The following is a 26672-nucleotide window of genomic DNA, read 5'->3' on the forward strand; positions in this document are numbered from 1 at the left end:
GCCCCACCATACCGCGGATGCGCGGGAAGGATGATTGAATGACGAAGCTCTCCGGCGGCGACTCCAAGAGCACTCTTTACTGCTCGTTCTGCGGCAAGTCGCAGCACGAGGTACGCAAGTTGATTGCCGGGCCGACGGTCTTCATCTGCGACGAATGCGTCGAACTGTGCAATGACATCATCCGCGAGGAAACGAAGTCGGCGCTCGTATCCAAGAAGGACGGCAGCGTTCCCACGCCGCAGGAAATCTGCGACGTGCTCGACGATTACGTCATCGGGCAGAAGCAGGCGAAGCGCGTGCTCTCGGTCGCGGTGCACAATCACTACAAGCGGTTGAACCACGGCGCCAAGGGGGCCGATGTCGAGCTCGCCAAGTCGAACATCCTGCTCGTCGGGCCGACTGGCTGCGGCAAGACGTTGCTGGCGCAGACGCTTGCGCGCATCCTCGACGTGCCGTTCACGATGGCGGACGCGACGACGCTGACCGAGGCGGGTTACGTCGGCGAGGACGTCGAGAACATCATCCTCAAGCTGCTCCAGGCGTCCGACTACAACGTCGAGCGTGCGCAGCGCGGCATCGTCTACATCGACGAGATCGACAAGATCAGCCGCAAGGCCGAGAACCCGTCGATCACGCGCGACGTGTCGGGTGAGGGCGTGCAGCAGGCGCTGCTCAAGCTGATGGAAGGCACCACCGCGAGTGTGCCGCCGCAGGGCGGGCGCAAGCATCCGCAGCAGGAGTTCCTACAGGTCGACACGACCAACATCCTGTTCATCTGCGGCGGTGCGTTCTCGGGCCTCGAGAAGATCATCGGCGACCGGTTGCAGGGCAAGTCGATCGGCTTCGGCGCCTATGTCGCCTCTCCGGAAGAGAAGCGCACCGGCGAGATGCTGCGTCAGACCGAGCCGGAGGATCTGCTCAAGTTCGGCCTCATCCCGGAGTTCGTCGGCCGTCTGCCGGTGATCGCGACGTTGGAGGACCTCGACATCCCGGCGCTGGTCAAGATTTTGAGCGAGCCGAAGAACGCTTTGGTCAAGCAGTATCAGAAGCTGTTCGAGATGGAGGACACCAAGCTCGGCTTCACCGACGATGCGCTGACGACGGTCGCCAAGAAGGCGATCGAGCGCAAGACGGGTGCGCGCGGGTTGCGATCGATCCTGGAGGCGATCCTGCTCGACACGATGTTCGACCTGCCCGGGATGAACTCGATCGACGAGGTGATGATCGACAAGGACGTGGTGGAGGGCCGCAAGGAGCCGATCCGCGTCTATGCCGAGAAGCAGAAGGTGGCGGACGGCGCCGCCTGACTCCTCGCTCCGCGAAACTCTAGGAGGGCGCTGCCGGCTTGTTCGGCGGCGCCCTTTCTCGTTGGTGGGTGCCCGATCAGCGGAACGAAGAACGGCGCGTGCGATTGTCTTGGCGGACAACGGGAGCATGGTTCGTGGACGACAATCGCGTGTGGAGTTTCGAGGAAAGCCTGTGGACGGCGACGCCCGAGCATTACGAAGAGTCAATCGACGACGAATGCCTGATGGTGCTGCCCGAGCCGCCGTTCGTGATGAGCGGGCAGCAGGCGATCGAGGCGGTGAAGAAGACGCCGCGGTGGGACAAGGTCGAGTTGAGCGAGCGTCAGGTGGCGCGGCCGCAGGAAGGGCTGATCGTCGTTGCCTATCACGTCGCGGCATCGCGTGGGGATGAACAGTACGCGGCTTATTGTACCTCGACCTATCGCTGGTTGTCGCATGAGAATTGGCGGGTGGTGCAGCACCAGCAGATGGTGCCGCTGACCTCCAACGGTTGATCGAGACGGCACCTCGCTGCAGCGAGGTGCCCGTTTCTAGTTGCTGGTTGGGCGCAGGCTGGCGGCGAGTGCAATTCCGGCAGTCAGTTGAGCCAAACCGTAGAGGCGACGCCGAGTTGGTTTTCCGCCGAACGGCGAGACCAAGGCGTCGACGGGGCGGAGATCTGATCGCCATAGGTCGACATGGCGGGTCGGCTGGAGCAGGCCGAGCAGGCCGTCGCCGATCATGAACACCGCGGCCATCTCGCTTGCGCGTTTCATGCCAAGAGTAATGTTGTCATCGCCGGCGTTGACGGATGTGCGCTCGTTCATTTGCGTGACCTCTGCTGGTTGCTCCGGCTGCGGAACGCTTCGATTGCCGGATTGCGCCGCAGCACGCGCGCTTCCGGGTCGATGACGAGGTGCGTGCCGGGCGAGGTGTCGATGATCGCCGCGCCGTTGGTCATTGCCAGGCGCTGTGTGCGTCCGTCGAGGCTCACCTCGATCGGCATCGGGAAAGTGGACGCGCCCGGAACCTTCCAGCGCAACTCCGTGCGGTGACCGGCAAGCGGCGTGGTGACGAGGTCGGGCAGTGAGGCCTGGCGCAGATAGGCGTCGAAGAACCAGTCGTAATTCTTGCCCGTCACCTGATTGACGATGCGCTGATACTCGGCGGTCGAGCCGAAGCGGGGGCGGAAGTTGCCGGGCTTGGGATCGTCGCGGCCGTAGACCATGATCCGCATCGCCTTGAAGAAGGCGGCGTCGCCGATCAGCCAGCGCAGGCTGTGGAGCATCCACGAGCCCTTGTAGTAGATGTCGGTGCCGGGGCCACCGAGCTTGGGTTCGTAGACTTCCTCCTCGGTCAGCACCTTGCCGCGCACGATCGGATGGTCGTTGGCGATCTGGTTGCGTTGCGTGTCGAGCATGACGTTGTAGCGTGCCTCACCCTCGCGCCAGCGGCCGTAGAGCGGTTGCATGTAGCTGCCGAAGCCCTCGTGCAGCCAGTAATCGTCCCAATTGGCGGCGGTGAGCTGGTTGCCGAACCATTCGTGGCTGAGTTCGTGGTGGAACAGCCAATCGAAACCTTCTGGTGCCTTGGCGTAATTGTTGCCGTAGGCGTTGATCGTCTGGTGCTCCATGCCCTTGTGCGGGGTCTCGACCACGCCGAGCTTCTCGTCGCCGAATGGGTAAGGGCCGACCGTCGCCTCGAAGAAGTCGAGCGTCGGGGCGAACTCGGCGAACAATGCCTCGGCCTTCGCCTTTTCGCCGGGCAGGTACCAGTAACTCATCGGGATCGTGTTGCCGAAGCGGCTCTTGTAGCTACCGCTGATCTCCTCGTACGGACCGACGTTGAGCGCGATGGCATAGGTGTTGGGCTGGCGCGCGCGCCAGTTCCAGCGGGTGCGGTCGTTTGGCAGGTGATCGATGCCGAGCAGGCGACCGTTGGATGGCGCCTTGAGCCCCGCCGGCACGGTGATGTGCAGGTCGACCGAGGCGGGCTCTCTGGTCGGGAAGTCAAGGCACGGCCAGAACAGGTCGCAGCCATAGCCCTCCGCGGTGGTGGCGAACCAGGTGCGGCCGTCGGGCGTCTTCGACCACACCATGCCGTCGTCCCACGGAGCGTTGACGGCGACGTGTGGGGTCCCGCCGTAGCTGATGCGGGCTGTTACCTGCTTGCCCGGGGCTAGTGGGTGGGGGAGCGTGATCGTCAGGCGGCCTTCGGGGTTGGTCCAGGCGGTGCGGGGAAGCGCGCGTCCGTCGATGCTGATCGCGCTGATCGGCAGGTTACGGTCGAGGTCTACGACCAACCGGGTGATGGCTGCGCGCGCGGTGAAGGTGAGGGTGGCGATGCCGGTTAGCGCCTGCTGGTCGGGCAATACCTCGAACGACAGATCGGCGTGGTCGAAGCGGAGCGCGGTCTGCTCGGGGGTGAGTGGTCCGCCCGAGCGCTGGGTCTGCTCGGTCAGCGGTGGGCTGCCTTTTGGCGGCGGAGCGAGGGCGAGCAGCGGGAGGGCGAGCAGGGCGGCTAGATGGCGCATGGAAGCCTTCGGAGTACGGTTGCAGGGATGCGAAGTGGAGGAAGTGGAGGTTCAAACGCGTTTTTCTTGGCGCTTACACTTTGGGTAGCGGGTGCTCAGGTGAGGGGGGAGGTTGGAGGCGTAAGTACCTCTCGTAGGATGATAAACGGCAGCGGAGGCTGATGCGACTTCGATCGGTCGTGGCGCCTTGGAGCCTGAAAGGCGCGCGATTGCAGAAATGGTAAGTGGAGGAAGTGGAGAGCCTCTTTCCTTGTCGGAAGGCAGCGGAATGGGTTGGGTGAGAGGCAGCGGTTCGTGCCGCGGCTACCCACCCCGAATTTCTCCCTTTCAGCGAGGGGGGCTTGTTGCGAAGGAGGGACGCGGCCGGGATCTGGAAGCGAAGCCGATGGAGGATGGATGGGCCCTGAAACGAGTTCAGGGCGACGGAACGGGGTGGGGTGTGGACTGCGGAAACGAGCGCGCGCATCGGGGGAGCATGACACGCGCTCGGGTCGTAGGACAGCGCGAGTGGAACGCCGCCGCAACGATTGATGGAAATCGCCGACGCACCATATAGGATCATGAACGTCGCCGCTGTTCGGCGACCCCCGGAGTATCCATGACGTCCACTCTTCCCGTCCTGCCGCTTCGCGACATCGTCGTCTTTCCGCACATGATCGTTCCGCTGTTCGTCGGACGCGACAAGTCGGTGGCGGCGTTGGAAGCGGCGATGGCTGCCGACAAGGAGATCTTCCTGGTCGCGCAGCTCGATCCTGCCAATGACGATCCCGCGCGCGACGATCTGTATTCGATGGGCGTGACCGCGACCGTGCTGCAATTGCTCAAGCTGCCCGACGGCACCGTGCGCGTGCTGGTCGAGGGCAAGCAGCGCGCGACGCTGGAGGCGCTGAACGAGCGTGACGGCTTCTTCGAGGCCCAGATCGCCGCAGTCGAGGACAAGGCAGTCGAGGGGCCGGACGTCGAGGCGCTGATGCGCTCGGTCGTGAAGCAGTTCGAGGCTTACGCGAAGCTGCATCGCAAGCTGCCGGCGGAGACCGCCGCGCAACTCGGCGAGTTGAGCGAGGCGGGCCTGCTGTCCGATTCGATCGCGGGCAACGTGCAGATCAAGGTAGCCGAGAAGCAGTCGCTGCTGATGGAGGTCGATCCGGTCAAGCGGCTGGAGATGGCGTTCGCGCTGATGGAGGGCGAGCTCGGCGTCCTGCAGGTCGAGAAGAAGATCAAGAGCCGCGTCAAGCGCCAGATGGAGAAGACGCAGCGCGAATATTACCTCAACGAGCAGTTGAAGGCGATCCAGCGCGAGCTGGGCAACAGCGACGACGAGGGCAATGGCGACGAGATCGCCGAGCTGACGCAGAAGATCGCCGGCCTGAAGATGTCGAAGGAAGCGCGCACCAAGGCGACGTCAGAGCTCAAGAAGCTCAAGACGATGGCGCCGATGAGCGCCGAGGCGACGGTAGTGCGCAATTACCTGGACGTGCTGCTGGGGCTGCCGTGGGGCAAGCGCAGCAAGATCAAGCGCGACCTGGTGGCGGCCGAGGGCGTGCTCAACGAGGACCATTACGCGCTCGACAAGGTCAAGGATCGTATTCTCGAGTATCTGGCGGTACAGGCGCGGACCAACAAGTTGAAGGGTCCGATCCTGTGCCTGGTCGGCCCGCCGGGCGTCGGCAAGACCTCGCTCGGCAAGTCGATCGCCAAGGCGACCGGTCGCGAGTTCATCCGTCAGTCGCTGGGCGGCGTGCGGGACGAGGCGGAGATCCGCGGGCATCGCCGGACTTACATCGGCTCGCTGCCGGGCAAGATCGTCACCAACCTGAAAAAGGCAGGGGCGGCGAACCCGCTGTTCCTGCTCGACGAGATCGACAAGCTGGGACAGGATTTCCGCGGCGATCCGGCCTCGGCGCTGCTCGAGGTGTTGGATCCGGAGCAGAACGCGAAGTTCAACGACCATTATCTCGAGATCGACATCGATCTGTCGGACGTGATGTTCGTGTGCACGGCGAACTCGCTCAACCTGCCGCAGCCGCTGCTCGACCGCATGGAGATCATCCGGCTGGAGGGTTACACCGAGGACGAGAAGGTCGAGATCGCCGAGCGGCATCTGGTTGCCAAGCAGATCGAGGCGCATGGCCTCAAGGACGGCGAGTTCACGCTGACGACCGAAGGTCTGCGCGCGCTGATCCAGCAATATACGCGCGAGGCGGGCGTACGCACGTTGGAGCGCGAGATCGCCAAGCTGGCGCGCAAGGCGCTGCGTCAGATATTGGAGAACAAGCTGACCAGCGTGACGATCACGCCGGACAATCTGCACGAATATGCCGGGGTGCAGAAATATCGCCACGGCCTGTCCGAGCAGGAGGATCAGATCGGCGCGGTGACCGGGCTGGCCTGGACCGAGGTCGGCGGCGAGTTGCTGACGATCGAGAGCGTGACCGTGCCGGGCAAGGGCCAGGCAAAGGTGACGGGCAAGCTGGGCGACGTGATGAAGGAGTCGGTGCAGGCCGCCTACAGCTTCGTTCAGGCGCGTGCGCCGTCGTTCGGGATCAAGCCGAGCCTGTTCCACCGCAAGGACATCCACATCCACCTGCCCGAGGGCGCGGTGCCGAAGGATGGGCCGTCGGCGGGCATCGGCATGGTGACTGCGATCGTCTCGACGTTGACCGGCGTGCCGATCCGGCGCGACGTGGCGATGACGGGCGAGGTGACGCTGCGCGGGCGCGTGCTGCCGATCGGGGGGCTGAAGGAGAAGCTGCTTGCCGCGCTGCGCGGTGGGATCAAGACCGTCATCATCCCGCAGGAGAATGAGAAGGACCTGGCGGACATTCCCGCGAACGTGAAAGCCGGGTTGACGATCGTGCCCGTCGCGCACGTCGACGAAGTGCTGCGGCTCGCGCTGACCGAGCCGCTGGAGGCGATCGATTGGACCGAGGCGGACGAGCTCGCCGCGCTGCCGCCCGCGCCGATCGCACCGGTCGGGGGCGAGATGCACCATTAGGCGACCAAAGATGGTTACGGCCGCGTGACGAATATGGCCGTAACCGTCCGATCGTGGTAGCGCCACAACATGCCGCCGTGCTTCGACCATGAAGCGCGGCGGTTTCGTTTGACTCGGTTAACGGCTGCGGCCTTACTGGGGAGATGCGGGTTCGCGTTTGAGCGAGTCCGCGCGCCATTCTTTTTGCCGTTCGACGCGTAACACGGGGACTTTCCGGGGATGAACAAACAGGAATTGATCGCGCAGGTCGCGACCAATGCGGGGCTGGGCAAGGCGGAGGCGGTGCGCGCCGTCGAGGCGGTGTTCGATTCGATCTCGACCTGCCTGAAGAAGGGCGAGGAAGTGCGGCTGGTCGGTTTCGGCACGTTCGCGGTCAGCAAGCGCAAGGCGTCGACCGGGCGCAACCCGCGCACCGGCGAGCCCATGACGATCGAGGCGAGCACGCAGCCCAAGTTCAAGGCAGGCAAGGTGTTGAAGGATTCGCTCAACGTCGCGAAATGATGACGGCGTTTTTTCGCTGAGCCTTTTCGTACTGGACAGGCGGGTGGTGCTTGCCTAAAGGCGCCGCTCCGACACGGTTCGGGCGCGTAGCTCAGCGGTAGAGCACACCCTTCACACGGGTGGGGTCACAGGTTCAATCCCTGTCGCGCCCACCATTTCAGGCCCGCAGCCAGCGATGGCGGCGGGCCTTGTCGTATCTGCGCTGCATCCTCTGCGAGGCTCGGCTCGTTGCCGCTTCGACAGCAGGAGCGCACACATGACCGACGACGTGATTTCCGATCAGCATCAGCCGCTCGTGCCGAACCGGACGGTGTGGCTCGACCAGTTTGGCGACCTCGACGTGATCGCATTGTCCGAGCGGCCGATCCCGCAGGCGGTGGACGACGAGGTGCTGGTGCGCGTGGCGGCGGCGAGCATCAATCCCGTCGACTGGAAGACCGCGGCGGGCGAGTTCCCGCCGATGAGTGCGGACGCGCTGCCGTTCGCGCTTGGGCGCGATCTGTCGGGGCGGATCGAGGCGCTGGGAACGCGCGCGCACAACATGCTGAGCGTGGGGCAGCGCGTGTTCGCCTTCATCGATTTCGATCGCGGCGGCCAGGCCGATTACGTTGTGGTGAAGGCGGTGGAGCTGGTGGCGACGCCCGACGAGATCGACAATGCGACCGCGGCGGCGCTGCCGCTCGCTGGGATGACCGCGTGGCAGGGGCTGTTCGATCACGGGCAGTTGCAGGCGGGGCAGCGCGTGCTGATCCACGGTGCGGCGGGCGGGGTCGGGCATCTGGCGGCGCAATTGGCGGTGTGGAAGGGCGCGACCGTATTCGCCACGGCCGGGAGCCGTGACCTCGATTATGTCCGCTCGCTGGGGGTCGAGCGCGCGATCGATTACGAGAACGAGCGGTTCGAGGATCACGCAACCGACCTCGACCTCGTGTTCGACACGCAGGGCGGCGAAACGCAGGCGCGATCGTTCGGAGTGCTGAAACGCGGGGGCACGTTGGTGTCGACGCTCGAAACCGACGAGGAGAAGGGCCGCGAACTCGGCATCCGCACCGTGCCGCGGTGGCTGGCCGAGCCGAACGCGGCGCAATTAGGCGAAATCGCGGCGCTCGTTGCGGCGGGTACGGTTAAGGTCGCGGTGGCCGAGACGTTCGGGTTCGACCGGGTGCGCGACGCTTACGCGTTCACCAAGGACGAGCATCCGCGCGGCAAGGTGGTGCTGATCATGGCGGAGAATGAATAAGCAGGGCTGACCCAATCGGTTTGCGGGGATTGTCACGGAACCGAAACGCAACAGTCATTCCACTGTCTCCGAACATCCATGCCGTTGTCATCCACGACGCCTAGCGCGGCGTGGAGGCCGGCACAGGGGTATCGAGTCGGCCGGGCATCACCTGATGTCCACCATTCACGGTTCGGGGAGTGTTCAATGCAGAATCTCAAGCGCGCTTCGCTCATGCTCATGCTCGGTTGCGCGACCGCCGCGCTGACCGCGTGCGGTGCCGACGACATCGCATCGCCGGGCGAAGGCGTGATCGTTCTGCCGTCGCCGACGCCCGCACCGGCGGCGTCGCCCACCCCGACGCCGAGCACCGGCACCGGCCTGGTGACCGCGGCGGCGAGCTGCCCGACGATCACGGGGCCGAACGCGCTGACCGACGCGGGCACGGTGACCGGCCCGACCGGCACGTACCGCGCCTGCACGCTGCCCGCGCGCTTCACCGCCACCACCACGCTGCCGCGCGTGTCGGGCGTCGTGTACCGCATGAACGGCCGCGTCGACGTCGGCACCGACGCGGGCGCGACCAGCACCGGCTACAACACGGTGCTGAACATCGATCCGGGCGTGGTGATCTACGCCGAGGGTGGTCCGTCGTTCATGGCGGTCAACCGCGGCAACCAGTTGAACGCCGTCGGCACGCCGACCGCGCCGATCATCTTCACCAGCCGCGCCAACGTCGTCGGCCAGAACGACGTCAACTCGCAAGGCCAGTGGGGCGGCATCGTGCTGCTGGGCCGCGCGCCGATCACCGATTGTTCGGAGCCGGGCGCGGTCGCGGGCAGCGCGAACTGCACGCGTGACACCGAGGGTACGTCGGGCGCGATCTACGGCGGTGCGCAGCCGACCGACAATTCGGGCCGCATGAGCTACGTGCAGATCCGCTATTCGGGCTTCGCGCTGGCGCCCGACCGCGAGCTCCAGTCGCTGACCCCGTCGGGCGTCGGTTCGGGCACGCAGATCGACCACTTCCAGTCGGTCAACTCGTCGGACGACGGCATCGAGGTGTTCGGCGGCCGTCCCAACATGAACTACCTCGTCATCTCTGGCGCGGACGACGATTCGCTCGACACCGACGTCGGTTACAAGGGCTTCATCCAATATGTGATCGCGATCCAGCGTCCGGGCGGCAGCTCGGGTGACGCGATGATCGAGCACGACTCGAACGGCAACGAGGACGCGGTGCCGCGCTCCAACGTGCGGCTCGCCAACTTCACCTTCATTCACCGCTCCAAGATCGGCTCGAACGCGTCGGTGATGCTGTTCCGTGGCGGCGGCGATTATTCGCTCTACAACGGCGTGGTGGTGACCGACTCGGGCCTGCCGTGCGTGCGCATCAACAGCGCGACGACGGTCGCGGCGGCCAACAGCGCCACTGACAAGGCGGGGCCGCCGAGCTTCACCTCGGTGCTGCTGTCGGGTTGCAGCCCGGCGTTCAGCGGCACGGGCGGCGTGACAACCGATCAGGTTGCGGGCATCTTCAACGGCGGGCGCAACAACAATGCGGCCTTCACCTCGACGCTGACCAGCACGTTCATCAACGGTAGTGGTGAAACGGCGGCGACCGCGGTCGATCCGTCGAGCGCGAGCGTGGTCAACTCGGGCGGCTTCTTCCAGTCGGCGCCGTACGTGGGTGCGGTGCGCAACGCGAGCGACACCTGGTACCGCAACTGGACCTGCAACCTGGCCTATGCCGATTTCGGCAGCACCAACGGTTCGTGCCTGTCGCTGCCGACCACCTGAGACCTGCGGGTCGCACAAGGGGGGCGGCAGCGATGCCGTCCCCTGATTCGCATGTGTAAGGATTTGGGGGAAGAATGATGTCCAAGCGGCTGCCGCTCGCGAGCGCCCTGTTGTTGAGCACCTGCCTGTTCGCGAGCCCCGCGTTCGCGCAGGCCGGCGGATCGAACACGCCGACCACCGGCGCGCCGGGCGCCACGCCGTCGAGCCCGTCGGGCAATCCGACGCAGGACGAGGAAGAAACGAGCGCCGCGCCGCAGGTGTCGATCCCCGGCGGTGGCGACGACATCGTGGTCGTCGGCCGCGCGCGCGCCAATCCGGTGCAGAATGCGCCGCAGGTAATCTCGGTCCTGTCGACCGAGGATATCGCGCGCACCGGCGAGGGCGACATCGCGGGCGCGTTGCAGCGCGTGACCGGCCTGTCGGTCGTCGGCAGCGGGTTCGTGTACGTTCGTGGTCTGGGCGATCGCTACAGCCTGGCGCTGCTCAACGGGTCGCCGTTGCCGAGCCCCGAGCCGCTGCGACGCGTCGTGCCGCTCGACATCTTTCCGACCGACGTGATCGCGTCGAGTCTCGTTCAAAAGAGCTATTCGGCGAACTTCCCCGGCGAGTTCGGCGGCGGCGTCATCAACCTGACCACCAAGACGACGCCGAACGAGCCGTTCCTGACCGTATCGGGATCGGTCAGCGGCGACAGTTACACCACCGGGCGGCTCGGCTACGTGTATTACGGCAGCCCGACCGACTGGACCGGGTTCGACAATGGCACGCGCGACGTGCCCGGCCCGCTCGCCAACGCGCTGAACAGCGGGTCGCCGATCGGCGAGAATGCGACGTTCAACCGCGAACAGCTCGGCCAGATCGCGTCGAGCCTGGTCAATGCGCGCACCTCGGTATTGCAGACGCAATATCAGATGCCGATCAACTTCGCGGGCAATCTGACCGGCGGGACCAGCGTCGACGTCGGCGGGCTGCGGCTGGGCCTGCTCGCCTCGGCGGGGATCGGCAACACGTGGCGCACGCGCCAGACGTTGCAGCAATTCGCCAACGGCGTCGGCGACGAGGGCGTGCTGCAGAACAGCATCAACCGCGTCGTTACCGACAACCGCGTGGTGGTGAACGGCCTGCTCGGCATCAACGCCGAGTTCGGCGACAACGTGATCCGCTGGACCAATTTGTACATCCGCGACACGATCAAGCAGGCACGGCTGGGCGTCGGCTTCGACCTCGACCGTGCGGGGCAGGACCTGCTGATCCAGAACACCGGCTGGTACGAGCGGCAGTTGATCAACACGCAGTTGGTGGGCGAGTTCAAGCCGACCGACGACCTGAAGGTCGAGCTGCGCGGCAGCTACGCCAATTCGCAGCGCGAGGCGCCGTACGAGCGCGAGTTCCTGTACGTGCGCACCAACCTGCCGCTCGATCCGATCGGCAACAAGTACAGCAACAACTTAGGCACCGGCGGCAAGGGCGGCGCGAACGTCGCGTTCAGCGACCTGGAGGAGAATCTCTGGTCGGGCGGCGCGGACGTGGTCTACTCGCTGACCAACGACCTGAAGCTGGGCGTGGGCTACGCCTACACCGACACCAAGCGCACCTCGTCGCGGCGTGCGCTGAGCTTCCTGGCGAATTCGCTGCCGATCGCGGTGCAGCAGTTGCGCCCGGACTATCTGCTCGCCGACCAGACGATCCAGGCATACGGCATCTACCTGCAGGAAACGACCGCGCAGGACGGTACCGCGGCGTTCGACGCCAGCTTGCGCACGCATGCCGGCTACGGGCAGATCATCGCGCAATTGAGCCCGGCGCTGAACGTGACCGCGGGTGTGCGTTACGAGACCGGCAAGCAGCGCGTCGACGCGATCGACGTGTTCAACACCGGGCTGGTGGGGCTGGCGGGTCAGCTCAACACGCGGATCGACAAGGATTACTGGCTGCCGTCGCTGACGGTCACCTACGAGTTGCAGCCGGGCATGCAGTTGCGCGCGAGCGGATCGAAGACGATCGCGCGGCCGCAGTTCCGCGAGCTGATCAGCCAGGTCTATATCGACACCGACACCAACCGTCTGTTCCGCGGCAACAACTCGCTGGTGGACAGCGAATTGTATAATGCCGAGGCGCGCTACGAATGGTTCTTCGGGCGTGATCAGCGTTTCACGCTGGCGGGTTTCTACAAGAAGATCGACCGCCCGATCGAAACCTATTCGGCGATCGTGGGCCAGGTGCAGACGAGCTTCGCCACCGCGCCGGAGGCACAGCTCTACGGTGCGGAGGTCGAGCTGCAGAAGTATTTCCCGCTCGAAGGGTTGGGCGGCGAGTTCTGGGCAGCGCGTCGGTTCCTGGCGATCGCCAACTACACCTTCACGCAATCGGAGCTGAAGGTGCGTGACGGTGACCAGACGGTGATTAACGGCGTGTCACGCGACGCCAATCTGTTCTTCCGTGACGGTGCGCCGCTGACGGGGCAGTCGGATCATCTGGTCAACCTGCAACTCGGGCTGGAGGATACCGACCGGCTGTCGCAGCAGACATTCCTGCTGAGCTACGCCTCGAAGCGGGTCACCACGCGCGGACCGAACGCGCAGCCCGATGTGTACGAATATCCGGGTTTCCGCCTCGACTTCGTCGCGCGCGAAGGCGTGACGATCGCGGGGGTCGAGACCGAGGTGAAGTTCGAGGCGCGCAACATCACCGCGACGCCGTACAAGGAATATCAGCAGTTCGACGCGCAGCGGATCTACTATAACCGCTACGACCTGGGCGCTTCGGTGTCGCTGGGGCTGGGCGTGAAGTTCTAAGGGGATGGGGCGGGTGTCGTCGTGGCACCCGCTCCGTCCGTTTTGTTACCGTCGCCTCGGAGTTGATCCGGCGGCGACTTGCCTTCTGGTGTTGCGAAGAAGCGGAATCCTGAGTCGAGACCGGGATGACGGCGGTTGTGGCTGACGAGTCACCAGCCCCAAGGGCGTTCGCGGTACCATTTGGTGATGACGTATTTGGTGCCGGCGCGCACCTTCATGCCGTGGTGGATCGTCGCGGAGTTGAGTGAACCGTCGGCGCGGTGGTTGTTCCAGCAGACGAGCTTGCCGACCTCCGGCTGGATCGTCTTGTCGACCGCCTTGAACCGCGTCGCGCCGCCGGCCTCGGGTTCGTTCAGATAGACCATCGCGGTCCAGGTGCGGTTGCCCGCGACCGAGCAGTAGCGGTGAAAGTCGACGCCATTGGGCTCGAAATAATCGGTGTGCGCCTTGAATTCCTGACCCACCGCGTAGCGCTGACCCTGCAGCGGTTCGCCGTGGAGTGGGTCGAGTCCGGTGAAGGCGGCGAGCCTCGCGTCGACCGCCGCGACGAGCGGGTCGGTGGCAGCGAGGTCGCATGTCTCGCTGGTGCGAAAGGCACTGTCGCCATTGTGGTCGGAGATGGTCGAGGGGCGGCGTTCGGCATCGATCATCGCGCACAGGGCGGCGCAGGTGGTGGCGTCGAGGAAGCCGCGCTGGACGAACAGCGTCAGTTTGAGGCTGGGCAGCTTCTGGATGCCGGGCTGCTGGGCGAGGTGGGCGGTGATCGCGTCTGTGGCCATGATTGCTCCTGTAGCGCGAGCGGCTAAGCCGCCCCAATCACAGAAATATTACACAAGCCTGCCACGCGGCTGTAACATCGCCGACCTAGCGCCGGTGGGGCGGGGAGTTGGCCAAAGCGCATGCGATTGAAGTTCGACGCCCGGGCACGGGCGATCCTGCGGCGGGTGCCCGTGGTGAATGTCTATTCGGTCGCCGAGATCGCGCTGCTGGGCGTGCTGGCGGTGCAATGCGCGCGGCTGGTGTGGACCGTGGTAACGCCGATCGCGCCGTTGGGGGCGTGGGCGCCGGCGGGTCCGGTGCTGCCGGGCGATCCGGCGGGCGTGTTCGCGAGCTTCGATCCGTTCTACCGCGTGAGCGGCGTGCAGACGCAGGCAGCGGCGGTGACGTCGCTGCAACTGACGCTGTTCGGCACGCGGATCGATGAAGCGCAGGGTCGCGGATCGGCGATCATCGCGGGGCCTGATGGGGTGCAGAAAAGCGTGAGCGTGGGTGAGGAAGTGGCGCCGGGTGTGGTGTTGAAATCGGTTGCGTTCGATCACGTCACGCTCGACCGCGGTGGTGCGAGCGAGGACCTGTTCTTGCCGCAGAGCGACGGCAACAGCGCGCCGGTGGCAGCGCCCGGAGCAGGCGGAGCGGCGACGCCGGCGACCGCGACACCCTCAGCGGTCGACCTGCGGGCCGATCTGTCGGCGATCCCGCGGATCGATGGCGGGCGTGTGACCGGGTTGACGCTGCGCGGGCAGGGCAAGGGTGCGTTCCAGGCGGCGGGCTTGCAGGACGGCGACGTGGTGACCGCTATTCAGGGACGCCCGATCGGCAGCGCCGCCGATCTCGAGCAGTTGCAGAACGGCCAGGCGACGGGCGTGACGATCGAGCGCGGCGGGCAGTCGCTGCCCGTCACGCTGCCGGCGGGGGCACGGTGATGCGGCACATCCTCTCCGCGGCGCTGCTGGCGTCGTGCGCGCTCTCGGGCGCACCCGCCGTAGCGCAGACGACGCTCAACGTGCGCGATGCCGACATTCGCGCGTTCATCGCCGACGCGGCGAAGGTGACCGGGCGGACGTTCATCATCGACAATCGCGTGCAAGGCAAGGTGACGGTGGTGACTGACCGACCGCTGTCGCGGTCGGAATATTTCGAGGTGTTCCTCTCCACGCTGCGCGCCAACGGGCTGGTGGCGGTGCCGACCGCGAACGGCGCGCTGCGCGTCCAGCCGATCGACAATGCGGCGAGCCAGCCGGGGCGGATCGGGCTGCGCGGGGCGGCGCGCAACCAGTTGGTGACCGAGATCATCCGGCTGCGCTCGACCGACGCGACGCAGGCGGTCGACACGGTGCGTCCGCTGGTGAGCGCGCAAGGATCGGTGACCGCGAACCGCGGCGGCAACAGCCTGGTAGTGGTCGACTTCGCCGACAACGTGCGGCGCGTGCGCGAGGTGGTACGGCGGTTCGATACCGACGTCGCCTCGACCCGGATCGTGGCGCTCAGGAACGCCAACGCGAAGGAGGTCGCGACCGCGCTGACGCAGTTGATCGGCGGCGGTGCGGGTGGCGGCGGTGGACAGCCGGGTGTGACGCCGGGCGGCGCGTCGGCGGTGGCGATCGAGAGTTCGAACGCGGTTGCGCTCCGCGGTGATCCATCAACAGTCGCGCGGCTGGTGGCGGTCGCGCGCGATCTCGACACGCGCGCGCGCAACGCCAACGAGATCAAGGTGGTGTTCCTGGAGAATGCCGACGCGGCGCAATTGCTGCCGGTGCTCCAGCAGCTCGTCGGGCAGCAGCCCGATGCGGTGCAGGAACAGGCGCTGGGGCGCGCGAACTTCGGGTCGAGCAGCACCGGGCCGACGAGCGGCGGCGCGATCTCGCAACAGTCAAACTCTTCGAGCTTTCAGCAATCAACCGCGCCGCAGAGCGTAACGACGCAGTCGGGCAGCCAGCCGCAGCAGGCGGCAATCACGGGGCAGGGCGGGCGGACCGCGGCGGTGGTGACGCGCTTCGCGGGCGCGAACGCGATCGTGATCGCGGCACCGGGCGACATCCAGCGGCAATTGACCGAAGTGATCCAGCAACTCGACACGCGCCGCGCGCAGGTGCTGGTCGAGGCGATCGTGGCGGAAGTGTCCGATTCGACCGTCAACCGGCTGGGCGCGCAGTTCATCTTAGGCAATCTGTCGGGTGGGGCGTTCGGCGCGTCGACCTTCTCCAACTCCGCACCCAACATCCTGCAGATCGCGGGCGCGATCGGCGCACAGCAGCTCGCGACCTCGACTACGGTCACGCGCAATACCGATGGCAGCACGACGACGACGCGCAGCACCTCGCCCGCGGCCGACACGCTGACGCAGTCGGCGATCAACTCGATCATCCAGTCGTCGGGTGGGCTGGCCGGGTTCGGCGGCACGATCGGTAACACGCTGTTCGGCGCGATCATCCAGGCGGTGAAGAGCGACAATCAGTCGAACCTGCTCCAAGTCCCGCACATCATGACGCTGGACAATCAGGAAGCGCATAGCCTCGTGGGGCAGGAGATCCCGATCACGACGGGGCAGGCGCTGTCGAACAATTTCGACAATACGTTCCGCACCACGCAGCGGCAGAATGTCGGCATCGGGCTGGACGTGCGCCCGCAGGTGAACTCGAGCGGCACGATCAAGCTAAACCTGCACATCGAAGTCAGCTCGATCGCGGGGCCGGTGTCGAGTGACAATTCGGACCTGATCCTCAACAAGCGCGAGGTCGAGACGGTGCTGACCGTCGACGACGGCGCGATCGGGGTAATCGGCGGGTTGCTCTCCGACGAGGAGCGGCGGACGATCGAGAAGATCCCGTTCCTGGGCGACATTCCGGTGCTGGGCAATCTGTTCAAGTCGAAGGCGAAATCGCGCGCCAAGACCAATTTGATGATCTTCATCCGCCCGACCGTGATCCGCTCGGCCGCCGACAATCGCCGCGTGACCGAGCAGCGCTACGGTTACCTGCGATTGCAGCAGGGGTTGCAGGACCCGGCGAGCGAGCCGTCGATCGACGCGTTGGTGCGTGATTACATGGGCGCGGCGCCGCCGATTCCGCCCGCGGGGCAGCCCGGCAGCATCGAGGATCCGCGCGTCGGCGTGCCGGTGTATCGCAATTCGGTGTCGACGATCCCGGCGCGGCCGAAATGATCCGCACCGGCGCCGAAGTCGCGGTCGATCCGACGCTGTCGAGCGGTGTCGTGCCGGTTGACGCGGACGCGGTGCTGGACGAGGTGCCGCAGGTCGTCGCGGGCGTCACCGCGCCGGTGCATCTGCCCTATCCGTTCGCGCGCAAGTTCGGCGTCGCGCTCGACGGCGACCGCGTCGCGCTGCGCGAGGGGAGCGATCCGCGCGCGTTGATCGAGGTGCGGCGCGTGCTGGGGCGGGCGTTCGACGTCGCGGTGATCGAGGCGGCGGCGTTCGACCGGCTGCTCTCCGACAATTACGCGATGGACGGACAGGCGACCGCGGCGGCGGCGGTGGGGATGGGCGACGAACTCGACCTGCTGGCGGAAGGATTGCCGACTGCGGACGACCTGCTCGACACCGCCGACGATGCGCCGGCGATCCGGCTGATCAACGGCGTGATTGCGGACGCGGCGCGCAACGGCGTGTCGGATATTCACATCGAGCCGTACGAGACGGGGCTGGTTATCCGCATGCGGATCGACGGCGTGCTGCGCGAGACGTTGCGGATGCCGCCTCACGTCGCGCCGGTAGTGGTCAGCCGCATCAAGGTGATGGCGCGGTTGGACATTGCCGAGCGGCGCGTGCCGCAGGACGGGCGCATGGGGCTTACACTGGGGGGCAAGTTGCTCGACGTGCGCGTCTCGACGCTGCCGGCACGCGCGGGCGAGCGCGTGGTGCTGCGTATCCTCGACAAGGAGAATGCGGGTATCGACCTCGACGCGCTGGGCATGAGCGCGGAGATGAACGCGCTACTGCGCGAGGCGATATCGGTTCCAAACGGGATCGTGCTGGTGACCGGGCCGACCGGCAGCGGCAAGACGACGACGCTCTACGCGGCGCTGCGCCTGTTGAACGACGGCAGTCGAAACATCCTGACGGTCGAGGACCCGGTCGAATATGCGGTCGAGGGGGTGGGGCAGACGCAGGTCAATGCCAAGGTCGGGCTGACCTTCGCCGCCGGGCTGCGCGCGATCCTGCGGCAGGACCCCGACACGGTGATGATCGGCGAAATTCGCGATCGCGAGACGGCGGAGATCGCGGTGCAGGCGTCGCTGACGGGGCACCTGGTGCTCTCCACCGTCCACACCAACGACGCGGTCGGCGCGATTACGCGGATGCGCGACATGAAGGTCGAGCCGTTCCTCCTCGCCTCGACGCTGCGCGCGGTGATCGCGCAGCGGTTGGTCAGGCGGTTGTGCCCGACGTGCCGGCGCGCGGTGCCGGCGCGTGAGACGGTGGCGCCTTTGCTCGGGATCGCTGCCGACGCACTGGTGTACGAGGCGGTCGGGTGCGAGGAGTGCAACCGGACGGGGTTTCGCGGGCGGATCGGCGTGTACGAGGCGGTGCGGGTCGACTCCGTGATCCGCCGGCTGATCAACGATGGCGGCGACGAGGACGCGATCGCGCGGCACGCCTTCGCCGATCCGGCGCGCGACACGCTGGCGGGTGCCGCGCGGCGGCTGGTCGAGGAAGGGCGCACAACTGCGGAGGAAGCGGTGCGGGTCAGCCGGGCGGACGCGACCGACACGCCGCAGGAGAGGCTTGTCGCGGCCGATGCGGCTGAGGCGGCGATCGCAGATGCGCATTGAGGTGACGTCTCGTAAGGTAAGGTTCGCGCCTGCTGGACTAATGTGTCGTTCGCCGCAGCGCCCCTCCACCAGCCTTCGGCTGGTCCCCCTCCCCAAATTGGGGAGGATAGATGGCTGACTTCGACTATGTCGCGATCGACACGCGCGGGAACGAGGCGCGCGGGCATGTCGCGGCGGCGTCGGTTGAGGCGGCGCGCGCGGTGCTCGATCGGCGGCGGTTGTTCGTGGTCAAGATCGAGGCGGGGAGCGCACCGGCGAGCAAGGGGCGGCCGCTGTTCGGGCTCGAGCTCGGTCGTGCAAAGATGTCGGGCAAGCAATTGACCTTGTTCACGCGGCAGTTGGCGACGTTGAACCGCGTTTCGCCGCTGGAGGAAAGCCTGCGCACCGTGTCGCGCCAGACCGAACAGGAGCGCGTGCGCGTGATCGTGCAGAACGTCCACGCGGGCGTGACCGAGGGGCGGCGCCTGGCGGACGCAATGGCGCGCGAGCCGAAGAGCTTTCCGCCGCTGTACCGCGCGATGGTGGCGGCGGGGGAGAGTTCGGGGTCGCTGCCTGAGATCATGGAGCGATTGTCGCTGCTGCTGGAGCGACAGGCGGAGATCAGGGGCAAGCTGTTTACCGCGATGGCATACCCGGCGGTGCTGGCGACGGTCGCGATGGGGGTCGTGATCGCGCTGATGGCGTTCGTGGTGCCGCAGGTGGTGGAGCAATTCGATACCGTCGGGCAGGAGTTGCCGTTCCTGACGCGGATGGTGATTGCGCTGTCAGCGGCGATCACGGATTACTGGTGGGCGATGCTGCTGGTGCTGGTGCTCGCCGGGCTGGGGGCTTGGGCGGCGCTCCGGCAAGCGCCGATCCGGCTGGCGTTCGACACCTGGCTGCTGCGTGTGCCGCTCGTCGGGCGGTTGCTGCGCGACCTGCACGCGGCGCGGATGGCGCGGACGCTGTCGACGATGGTAGCAAGCCGGTTGCCGCTCTTGGAAGGGCTCAACCTGACCGCGGGGACGATCCACAACCGGCGATTGAAGGCGGCGTCGGACGAGATCACCGACGCGATCCGCGGGGGCGGCAGCCTGTCGGCGGCGATGCGGCGGACGGCCGTGTTCCCGCCGCTGCTCGTCTATCTGGCGGCGTCGGGCGAGGCGGCGGGGCGGCTGGACGAGATGCTCGAGCGCGCGGCGGATTACATGGAGCGCGAGTTCGACCGCTTCACCGCGACTGCGCTGTCGCTGCTGGAGCCGCTGATCATCGTCATCATGGGCGGTATCGTGGCGACGATCGTGCTATCCATCCTGCTTCCGATCCTCCAGCTCAACACGCTCGCGGGACAGTGAGAGAGATTATGCGTACCGAACAGAAGAAGCGCCGGCGCAAGAACGGTTTCACGCTCGTCGAGCTGATGGTGGTGATCGTCATCATCGGTCTGCTCGCGACCATCGTGGCGTTGAACGTGCTGCCCTCGGGCGACACCGCGCGCATTCAGAAGGCGAAGGCCGACATCGCGACGATCGAGCAGGGGCTGGAAATGTACCGGCTCCAGCAGGGTAGCTATCCAACCACCTCGCAGGGGCTGCAGGCGCTGGTGAGCGCGCCCGCGGGGGTCGATGCGTCGCGCTATCAGGCGGGCGGGTATATCAAGCGCTTGCCCGAGGACCCGTGGAACCGCGCATATCTGTACGCCTCGCCCGGGCAGCATGGTGCGGCGGATATCTGGACGCTGGGCGCCGACGGCAAGGACGGCGGCGAGGGGATCAATGCCGATATTGGTAGCTGGCAGTAAGGTGGGCCGAGCCGGCGAGCCGATCTGATGCGATGTAACCGGATTGCCGAGCCGGGCTCGACGTCGGCGCTGCGCCCGGCCGACCGGGGTTTTACGCTTATCGAGCTGATGGTCGTGGTGACGATCATCGGGCTCGCCTCCGCGGTCGCGGTGCTCGCGATGCCCGATCCGCGTGGGCGGTTGATGGACGAGGCGGCACGCTTCGCGACGCGGGTGCGCGCGGCGCACGACAGCGCGATTATTGACGCGCGACCGGTGAGCGTGTGGGTGACGCCGAGCGGCTACGGGTTCGATCAGTGGCGCGGCGGACGCTGGGCGGCGATGGTCGAGAAGCCGCTGCGGGTCGAGCGCTGGAGCCAGGGAACCGGCGCGACAGGGATGGCGCGCGAGCGGGTGACGTTCGATACGACCGGACTGGCCGACAAGTCGCTCACCGTATCGCTGCGGCGCGATGGGACGAGCGCGAGCGTCGCGATCGCGGCGGACGGGAGCGTTCGTGTCGCGGGTTAGTGTTCGGGACAGCGGCTTCACGCTGATCGAGATCATGGTCGCGCTGGCGGTGTTCAGTCTTGCCGCGCTGGCGCTGATCCGGCTGGAAGGGGCGACGATCCGGTCGACGGCGCTACTGCAATCCACATTGCTCGCGCAAATCGTCGCACGGAACGTGGCGGTGGAGGCGGTGAGCGGCGTGCAGCCGCCGACGCGCGGGCGCGTGAGCGGCGCCGAGCAGAACGGCGGGCGCACGTGGCGCTGGGTGCGTGACGTGCGCGCGATCGGCGACGGCGACGTGATGCGCGTCGACGTGGCGGTGGCGGACAGCCAAGGCGCGGTGCTGGGTCGCGCGACGATGATCCGGCCGCCCGCGCAACTGGCGAGCGTGCAGCAGTGAGGCGCATGCCAAAAAAAACTCAAGGGCAGGCCGGCTTCACGCTGATCGAGGTCATGATCGCGCTGATGATCTTCGGCATGATCGCCGCCGCGGGTGTCGCGCTGCTGGCGTTCAGCGTGCGCGCGCAGGGTGCATCGGGCGCGGCGCTGGACGACATCGGCGCGATTAACCGGCTGTCGTCGATCCTGACCGCGGACCTAGCGCAGGCGGTCGACCGGCCCACGCGTGACCAGAACGGCACACGGCTGCCCGCCTTTACCGGCGGGTCGGGGCAAGTGCCGATGCTGCGGCTGGTGCGTGGCGGGTGGAGCAACATCGACCAGTCGCCGCGCGCGACGTTGCAGAAGGTCGAATATCAACTGACCGCGAGTGGGATCGAGCGTGTCGGCTATCCCGCGCTCGACGGCGCGGCACCGCTCCCTGCGGCGCTGATCGTCGAGGGGGTGCGGCAGGCGACGTGGCGGTTCCGCTACGCCGGCGCGTGGAGCGACCGCTGGGAGGGGACGCCCGTCGCTGCCTTGCCGCAGGCGGCCGAGCTTACGCTGGTACGTGAGGACGGGCGCAGCTACCGCATGCTTTTCCTGGTCGGCACCGGTTCGCCGCGTGCTCGCGTGAGTGGTGCGCCGGGCGTCAATCCGTTCCCAATACCGACGCCGACGCCCAATGCGCCGCGGTGACGGTGAGCGCGGCGCGGCGCTGCTGACGGTGCTGCTGCTGGTCGCGGTGATCGTGGTTTTGGCGGCGACCGCGCTGGAGCGGTTGCGCGTGTCGACGCGGCTGACCGCCAACGCTGGTGCGCTCGATGCCGCGCGCGGCTACGCTTATGCCGCCGAGACGCTGGCAACGACGCGGGTGACGAGCTTGCTCAGCAAGGCTGGCGACCGCGTCGCGCTGCTGGGTGGATGGAGCGACCGGCCGTTCGGTTTGCCGATCCCCGGCGGAGTCGCGACCGCGCGGGTGCGTGACGGGGGCAACTGCTTCAACTTGAACAGCCTGGTGGTGCGCGGCGACGACGGCACCTATGCCGCCAACAACCAGACGCTGCTGCAATTTCAGCGGCTGATCCGCTTGCTGCGCGTGCCGCAGGGTGACGCAATCCCCGCGGCGACGGTGGACTTCATCGACACCGACGATGCCGCGCTGCCGGGTGGAGCGGAGGATGGCGCGTATCGCGGCTACCGCACCGCGGGGACGCTGATGGCGGACGTGAGCGAATTGCGGGCAGTGTCGAGGGTGACGGCGGAGCAATATGCCGCGCTTCGTCCGTGGCTGTGCGCGTTGCCGACGGTCGAGCGTGCGACGATCAACGTCAACACGCTGCTGCCCGAGCAGGCACCGTTGCTCGCGATGCTGATCGAGACGGGCGGCGGGGTGGAGGCGGCGCGGGGTGTGCTGCTGCGGCGGCCAGAACAGGGTTACGCCACGACCGATCCGGTGTGGAATGCGCTGTCGCTCGCGGGGGCGGGGACGCCTGCGATGGATGGAAAGGGGCAGACGGGGGTGAAGACCGGGTGGTTCGCGCTAACGATCGACGTGGTTGCGAATGGCGCCGAATTGCATGAACAAGGATTGATCGACGCGCGGGCCCTTCCCGCGCGGCTCGTTGCGCGGCAATGGGGCGACGTATCATGACGGCGGCGACGCTCCTCTTCGTGCCCCAGCAGGCAGACCAGCCGTGGCGCTGGTGGCGGTTCCGCGACGGCGCGGACGGTGCGGCGGCGCACGACGAGGGCGAGGGCATGCCGCCCGCCCAGCTGGACGCGAGCGTGCCGGTCGTCGCGGTCGCGCCCGCCGATGCGGTGACGCTTCACTGGGCGGCGATCCCGGCGCGATCGGCGGCGCAGGCGGCGGCGGCGGCGCGGATCGTGGTGAGCGACGCGACCGCGACGCCCGCCGATCTGCACGTCGCGATCGGCGAGGCGCGCGCCGGGGTCGAAGGTGAGGAGCGCGCGATCGCGGTGGTCGCACCCGAGCGCATGGCGGCGTGGCTCGCAGAGATGAACGCGCGCGGCGTCGATCCCGTCGCGATGGTGCCCGCGCCGCTGCTGCTGCCCGAACCCGAGGAGGGCTGGCTGCGCGGCGAGGTCGGCGGGCAGGCGGTGATGCGCGGGCGCTCCGCCGGTTTTGCCGACGAGGCACGGCTGACCGAGCTGATCGTCGGCGATGCCGAGCCGGTGGCGCTGGCGCGCGACGAGGTGTGGCGTGCGGCGGCGAGCGCGGCGTCCGCGTGGCCGCTCGACCTGAGGCAAGGGCCGTTCGCGCGGCGGACGCGGCGGTCGATCGATTGGGCGCTGGTCAGGCGGCTGGGGCTGCTGGTCGCGATGATCCTGCTGGCGACGCTGGCGATCGATCTGGTGCGGATCGCGCGTTACTCGTTCGGGGCGGACACGATGGAAGCGCGTGCCGCGGCGGTGGCGCGGCAGGGATTGCCGCGCGGCGCGGGCGAGGGTGATGCGAGCCGTATGCTGGGCGAGCGGCTGTCGCGGCTGCGCGGTCCGGGCAGCGGGTTCAGCCGCACCGCGGCGGCGGTGTACCAGATCGTTCAGGCCGTGCCCGACAGCGAGGTGACCGCACTCGATTTCCAGCCGACCGGCGCGCTGCGCGTGTCCTTGTCGGTCGCGGGTGAGGGGCAGGCGAATACAGTCAAGACGCAGTTGGAGCGCGCGGGCTTCACCGTGACGAGTGGCGTGTTCCAGCAGGCGGGCGGGCGTTTGTCGGGCGACCTGACGGTGGCGCCGTGATGTGGGGAGCGGACGCATGAACGACGTGCGTGCCTGGTTCTCCGGGCGGAGCTTGCGCGAGCGGCGCCTGATCCTGGTGATGCTGGGATTGCTGGCGGTGACGATCGTGTGGGGGCTGGTGATCCGCCCGGTGCGCAATGGCCTGTCCTCGACGCGCGAGCGCTACGCCGACGCGGTGGTGCGCGTAGGGGAGGCGGAGCGGGAGCTCGCCGCGGTGAAGGCGATCCAGCGGCGGCAACCGCGCCCGGTGCAACTGCCGCTCGCCGACGAGGTGCGCGCGCGCGCTGAGGCCGCGGGGTTCGCGCTGGTGACGTTGGAGCCCGAGGCGAACGACCGCGTTCGCGCCTCGATCGCGACCGCCAAGGCCGGCGCGCTGATGGCGTGGATCGGCAATCTGGAGAATGACGGCGTGCTGGTCGACGGATTGAGCGTGCGCGGCAATGGCGACGGCATGGTGACCGCGCAGATGACGCTGAAGGCGCGAGCCGCGTGATGCGGATACGGTTGACGACCAACCGGCGGACGCTGTTCCTGGCGATGTTCGTGGTGGCGATGGTGGCGCTGCTGCCGCTGCGGCTGGTGCTCGGTTGGGCGGGGCTGGACGATCAAGGGTTCGCGGCGCGCGAGGTGCGCGGCAGCGTCTGGTCGGGACGGTTGAGCGAGGCGCGCTTCGGCGATCTGGCGCTAGGTGATCTCGACGCGCGGGTGTCGCCGCTGGCGCTGCTGATCGGGCGCGCGCGGGTTGCGCTGGAAAGCCGCGGCGGTGGCGCGGTACAGCCACTGTCGGGGACGGTCGAGCTGTCGCGCAACCGCGCGGGCGTGATCGGCGCGACCGGGCCGATCGAGCCGGGCAGCGCCTTCGCGCCGCTGCCGGTCACCGCACTCAACCTGGACGAGGTGAGCGTGCGCTTCGTCGACGGGGCGTGCGAGGCGGCCGAGGGACGCGTGCGCGCGGAGATCGCGGGAACGTTCCTGGGCGCGACGCTGCCGGGCGCGGTGAGCGGGACGGCGCGATGCGACGGTGGCGCGCTGCTGCTGCCGCTGGTCAGCGCCGCGGGGACCGAGGGCGCGGCGTTGCGGCTATGGGCGGACGGGCGTTACCGGGCTGAATTGACGCTGGTGCCGAGCGATCCGGCGGTCGCGACGCGGCTCGACACCGCCGGGTTCGTGGCAAACGGGGCGGCGCGGATGCTGGCGATCGAGGGGCGGTTCTAGGGGCATCCTCGGAGCTTGGCTGCTTCGTGTCGTGCCTGCCCATCTGCGGCTCCTCCCTTGTCACCGACGGGAGTAGAGGAGGCGGACCTTGAGCGCGCACTTTGTCGGTTGACGGATTGTTGCGCGCGTGACTAAAGCGCGGGTCTTCGCGGCGACCGTAGTTCAATTGGTTAGAGCGCCGGCTTGTGATGCCGGAAGTTGCGGGTTCAAGTCCCGTCGGTCGCCCCATCAATCTACCCGGCTGGAGCGTTATGGCGAACTGGGGCTTCCCTGATTTCGACGACCACGAGGGCGTCCACCTGTTCACCGATCCCGCCTCGGGGTTGAAGGCCGTGATCGCGATCCACTCGACCGCGCTCGGGCCGGCAGCGGGCGGCGCGCGCTTCTGGCATTACGCGAGCGGCGCGGGCGCGATCACCGACGCGCTGCGTCTGTCGCGCGGCATGAGCTACAAGAACGCGATGGCGGGGCTGGAGCTGGGCGGCGGCAAGGGCGTGATCCTGGCCGACAAGCCGGGCGCGGTCATCAGCGAGGAACAGCTGCGCGCGTTCGGCCAGAAGGTCGAGTCGCTCGGGGGGCGTTACGTGACAGCCGAGGACGTCGGCATGTCCGAAGCGCGCATGAAGGTAATCGCGGGCGAGACCAAGTACGTTTCAGGGCTCCCGGTCGCCGAGGGCGCAGCGGGGGGTGACCCGGGTCCTTACACCGCGCACGGCGTGTATCTGGGGGTCAAGGCAGCCGCCAAGCGGGGCTTGGGCAGCGACGACATGCGCGGCGTGCGCGTCGCGATCCAAGGCGTCGGCTCGGTCGGCGGCGGGCTTGCCAAGCTGCTGGCAAAGGACGGGGCGGTGCTGACGCTCGCCGACGTCGATACTGCGCGCGCTGAGCGGATGGCGACCGAGCTGGGCGCGACCACGGCGCCGGCCGACGAGATCCTGTTCGCTGATGCCGATATCGTTAGCCCGAATGCGCTGGGTGCGATCCTGACCGAGGAGTCGATTGGGCGGTTGAAGGCGAAGATCGTCGCGGGCGGCGCGAACAACCAGCTCGCGACCGCCGCGGAAGGGCAGCGGTTGCACGACGCGGGCATCACCTACGCACCCGATTACGTCATCAACGCGGGCGGCATCATCAACGTCGGGCTCGAATATCTCGGCCACGGCGACGAGGCCGAGGTGATGGCGCGGATCGCACGCATCCCCGAGCGGCTGCACCAGGTGTGGGACGAGAGCGAAGCGACGGGTGACCCAGCGGCCGAGGTCGCCGACCGCATGGCGCGGCGCCTGATCGGGCGCTGAGCCGCGTTCGCGTTGACGTGGCTCGAGCGTGACGCGCGCGTTCGGCTGATCT

The 26672-nt window shown here is 67.4% G+C and carries 23 protein-coding genes and 2 tRNA genes; 22 read left to right on the forward strand and 3 right to left on the reverse strand.

Going from position 1 to position 26672, the window contains the following annotated elements; translation table 11 throughout:
- Positions 1-38: 38 nt before the first annotated feature.
- Together clpX and HRV97_RS04320 are read left to right on the forward strand one after the other, a co-directional pair.
- On the forward strand, positions 39-1307 hold the full coding sequence (clpX, locus tag HRV97_RS04315; RefSeq protein WP_174192402.1) for an ATP-dependent Clp protease ATP-binding subunit ClpX: 1269 nt from the start codon (positions 39-41) through the stop codon (positions 1305-1307).
- A 134-nt stretch (positions 1308-1441) separates the two neighbouring features.
- Positions 1442-1801: a DUF4440 domain-containing protein gene (locus tag HRV97_RS04320; RefSeq protein ID WP_174192403.1), complete on the forward strand. Its 360-nt coding sequence runs from the start codon at positions 1442-1444 to the stop codon at positions 1799-1801.
- A 36-nt stretch (positions 1802-1837) separates the two neighbouring features.
- On the opposite strand, the gene HRV97_RS04325 is transcribed toward HRV97_RS04320, so the two are convergent.
- Both HRV97_RS04325 and HRV97_RS04330 read right to left on the reverse strand, forming a co-directional pair.
- Positions 1838-2113 carry a hypothetical protein gene (locus tag HRV97_RS04325; RefSeq protein WP_174192404.1) on the reverse strand — a complete coding sequence of 92 codons (276 nt, stop codon included), beginning with the start codon at positions 2111-2113 and terminating at the stop codon, positions 1838-1840.
- Positions 2110-3819, reverse strand: coding sequence for a M1 family metallopeptidase (locus tag HRV97_RS04330; protein ID WP_174192405.1), 1710 nt, complete (start codon positions 3817-3819; stop codon positions 2110-2112). Before HRV97_RS04330 ends, HRV97_RS04325 begins: the two co-directional genes overlap by 4 nt.
- 598 nt (positions 3820-4417) lie before the next feature.
- Between HRV97_RS04330 and lon the strand changes: the two genes are divergently transcribed.
- The 6 genes from lon to HRV97_RS04360 all read left to right on the forward strand — a co-directional run bounded on the left by lon (position 4418) and on the right by HRV97_RS04360 (position 13129).
- The gene (gene lon / locus HRV97_RS04335) at positions 4418-6814 is read left to right on the forward strand and encodes an endopeptidase La (protein ID WP_174192406.1); all 2397 of its coding nucleotides are present in this window, start codon (positions 4418-4420) and stop codon (positions 6812-6814) included.
- Between the two features lie 219 nt (positions 6815-7033).
- Entirely contained in the window at positions 7034-7315 is a 282-nt protein-coding gene (locus tag HRV97_RS04340; RefSeq protein WP_174192407.1) for an HU family DNA-binding protein, read from the forward strand.
- Between the two features lie 80 nt (positions 7316-7395).
- Positions 7396-7470, forward strand: a tRNA-Val gene (locus HRV97_RS04345).
- 101 nt (positions 7471-7571) lie between these two features.
- Positions 7572-8555, forward strand: coding sequence for an NADP-dependent oxidoreductase (locus HRV97_RS04350; protein WP_174192408.1), 984 nt, complete (start codon positions 7572-7574; stop codon positions 8553-8555).
- A gap of 186 nt (positions 8556-8741) precedes the next feature.
- Complete coding sequence (locus HRV97_RS04355; protein WP_174192409.1) at positions 8742-10334, forward strand: hypothetical protein; 1593 nt, start codon at positions 8742-8744, stop codon at positions 10332-10334.
- A 77-nt stretch (positions 10335-10411) separates the two neighbouring features.
- A complete protein-coding gene (locus tag HRV97_RS04360; RefSeq protein ID WP_174192743.1) occupies positions 10412-13129 on the forward strand; it encodes a TonB-dependent receptor domain-containing protein in 2718 nt (905 codons plus the stop codon).
- Between the two features lie 149 nt (positions 13130-13278).
- Here the strand turns inward: HRV97_RS04360 and HRV97_RS04365 are convergent, their stop codons facing one another.
- On the reverse strand, positions 13279-13908 hold the full coding sequence (locus HRV97_RS04365; protein ID WP_174192410.1) for a prolyl hydroxylase family protein: 630 nt from the start codon (positions 13906-13908) through the stop codon (positions 13279-13281).
- A 120-nt stretch (positions 13909-14028) separates the two neighbouring features.
- Here HRV97_RS04365 and HRV97_RS04370 point away from each other — a divergent pair, with 120 nt between their 5' ends.
- From HRV97_RS04370 to HRV97_RS04435, 14 genes are all read left to right on the forward strand, one after another.
- Positions 14029-14832, forward strand: a complete 804-nt coding sequence (locus HRV97_RS04370) for a type II secretion system protein N (protein ID WP_174192411.1) — start codon at positions 14029-14031, stop codon at positions 14830-14832.
- Positions 14832-17069 carry a type II secretion system secretin GspD gene (gene gspD, locus HRV97_RS04375; RefSeq protein ID WP_174192412.1) on the forward strand — a complete coding sequence of 746 codons (2238 nt, stop codon included), beginning with the start codon at positions 14832-14834 and terminating at the stop codon, positions 17067-17069. Before HRV97_RS04370 ends, gspD begins: the two co-directional genes overlap by 1 nt.
- Positions 17066-18697, forward strand: a complete 1632-nt coding sequence (locus tag HRV97_RS04380; RefSeq protein WP_174192413.1) for a GspE/PulE family protein — start codon at positions 17066-17068, stop codon at positions 18695-18697. Before gspD ends, HRV97_RS04380 begins: the two co-directional genes overlap by 4 nt.
- A gap of 110 nt (positions 18698-18807) precedes the next feature.
- On the forward strand, positions 18808-20031 hold the full coding sequence (gene gspF / locus HRV97_RS04385; protein ID WP_174192414.1) for a type II secretion system inner membrane protein GspF: 1224 nt from the start codon (positions 18808-18810) through the stop codon (positions 20029-20031).
- Between the two features lie 8 nt (positions 20032-20039).
- Positions 20040-20477, forward strand: a complete 438-nt coding sequence (gene gspG, locus HRV97_RS04390) for a type II secretion system major pseudopilin GspG (RefSeq protein ID WP_174192415.1) — start codon at positions 20040-20042, stop codon at positions 20475-20477.
- A 27-nt stretch (positions 20478-20504) separates the two neighbouring features.
- Entirely contained in the window at positions 20505-20987 is a 483-nt protein-coding gene (locus HRV97_RS04395) for a GspH/FimT family pseudopilin (protein WP_174192416.1), read from the forward strand.
- Complete coding sequence (gene gspI / locus HRV97_RS04400; RefSeq protein ID WP_174192417.1) at positions 20974-21366, forward strand: type II secretion system minor pseudopilin GspI; 393 nt, start codon at positions 20974-20976, stop codon at positions 21364-21366. The genes HRV97_RS04395 and gspI overlap by 14 nt, the downstream gene beginning before the upstream one ends.
- Positions 21367-21371: 5 nt before the next feature.
- Positions 21372-22043 (forward strand): type II secretion system minor pseudopilin GspJ, encoded by a 672-nt coding sequence (gene gspJ / locus HRV97_RS04405; protein WP_174192418.1) that lies wholly within the window; start codon positions 21372-21374, stop codon positions 22041-22043.
- On the forward strand, positions 22030-22998 hold the full coding sequence (gene gspK / locus HRV97_RS04410) for a type II secretion system minor pseudopilin GspK (RefSeq protein ID WP_174192419.1): 969 nt from the start codon (positions 22030-22032) through the stop codon (positions 22996-22998). Before gspJ ends, gspK begins: the two co-directional genes overlap by 14 nt.
- Positions 22995-24107, forward strand: a complete 1113-nt coding sequence (gspL, locus tag HRV97_RS04415; RefSeq protein ID WP_174192420.1) for a type II secretion system protein GspL — start codon at positions 22995-22997, stop codon at positions 24105-24107. Before gspK ends, gspL begins: the two co-directional genes overlap by 4 nt.
- Positions 24108-24123: 16 nt before the next feature.
- On the forward strand, positions 24124-24600 hold the full coding sequence (gene gspM, locus HRV97_RS04420; RefSeq protein WP_174192421.1) for a type II secretion system protein GspM: 477 nt from the start codon (positions 24124-24126) through the stop codon (positions 24598-24600).
- Positions 24600-25322 (forward strand): type II secretion system protein N, encoded by a 723-nt coding sequence (gene gspN, locus HRV97_RS04425; RefSeq protein WP_174192422.1) that lies wholly within the window; start codon positions 24600-24602, stop codon positions 25320-25322. Before gspM ends, gspN begins: the two co-directional genes overlap by 1 nt.
- 151 nt (positions 25323-25473) lie before the next feature.
- Positions 25474-25550: transfer RNA gene (locus HRV97_RS04430), tRNA-His, on the forward strand.
- Between the two features lie 23 nt (positions 25551-25573).
- Positions 25574-26620, forward strand: coding sequence for a Leu/Phe/Val dehydrogenase (locus HRV97_RS04435; protein WP_174192423.1), 1047 nt, complete (start codon positions 25574-25576; stop codon positions 26618-26620).
- Positions 26621-26672: the final 52 nt, after the last annotated feature.

Source organism: Sphingomonas hominis (genome assembly GCF_013328205.1).
Classification (GTDB): Bacteria; Pseudomonadota; Alphaproteobacteria; order Sphingomonadales; family Sphingomonadaceae; genus Sphingomonas; species Sphingomonas hominis.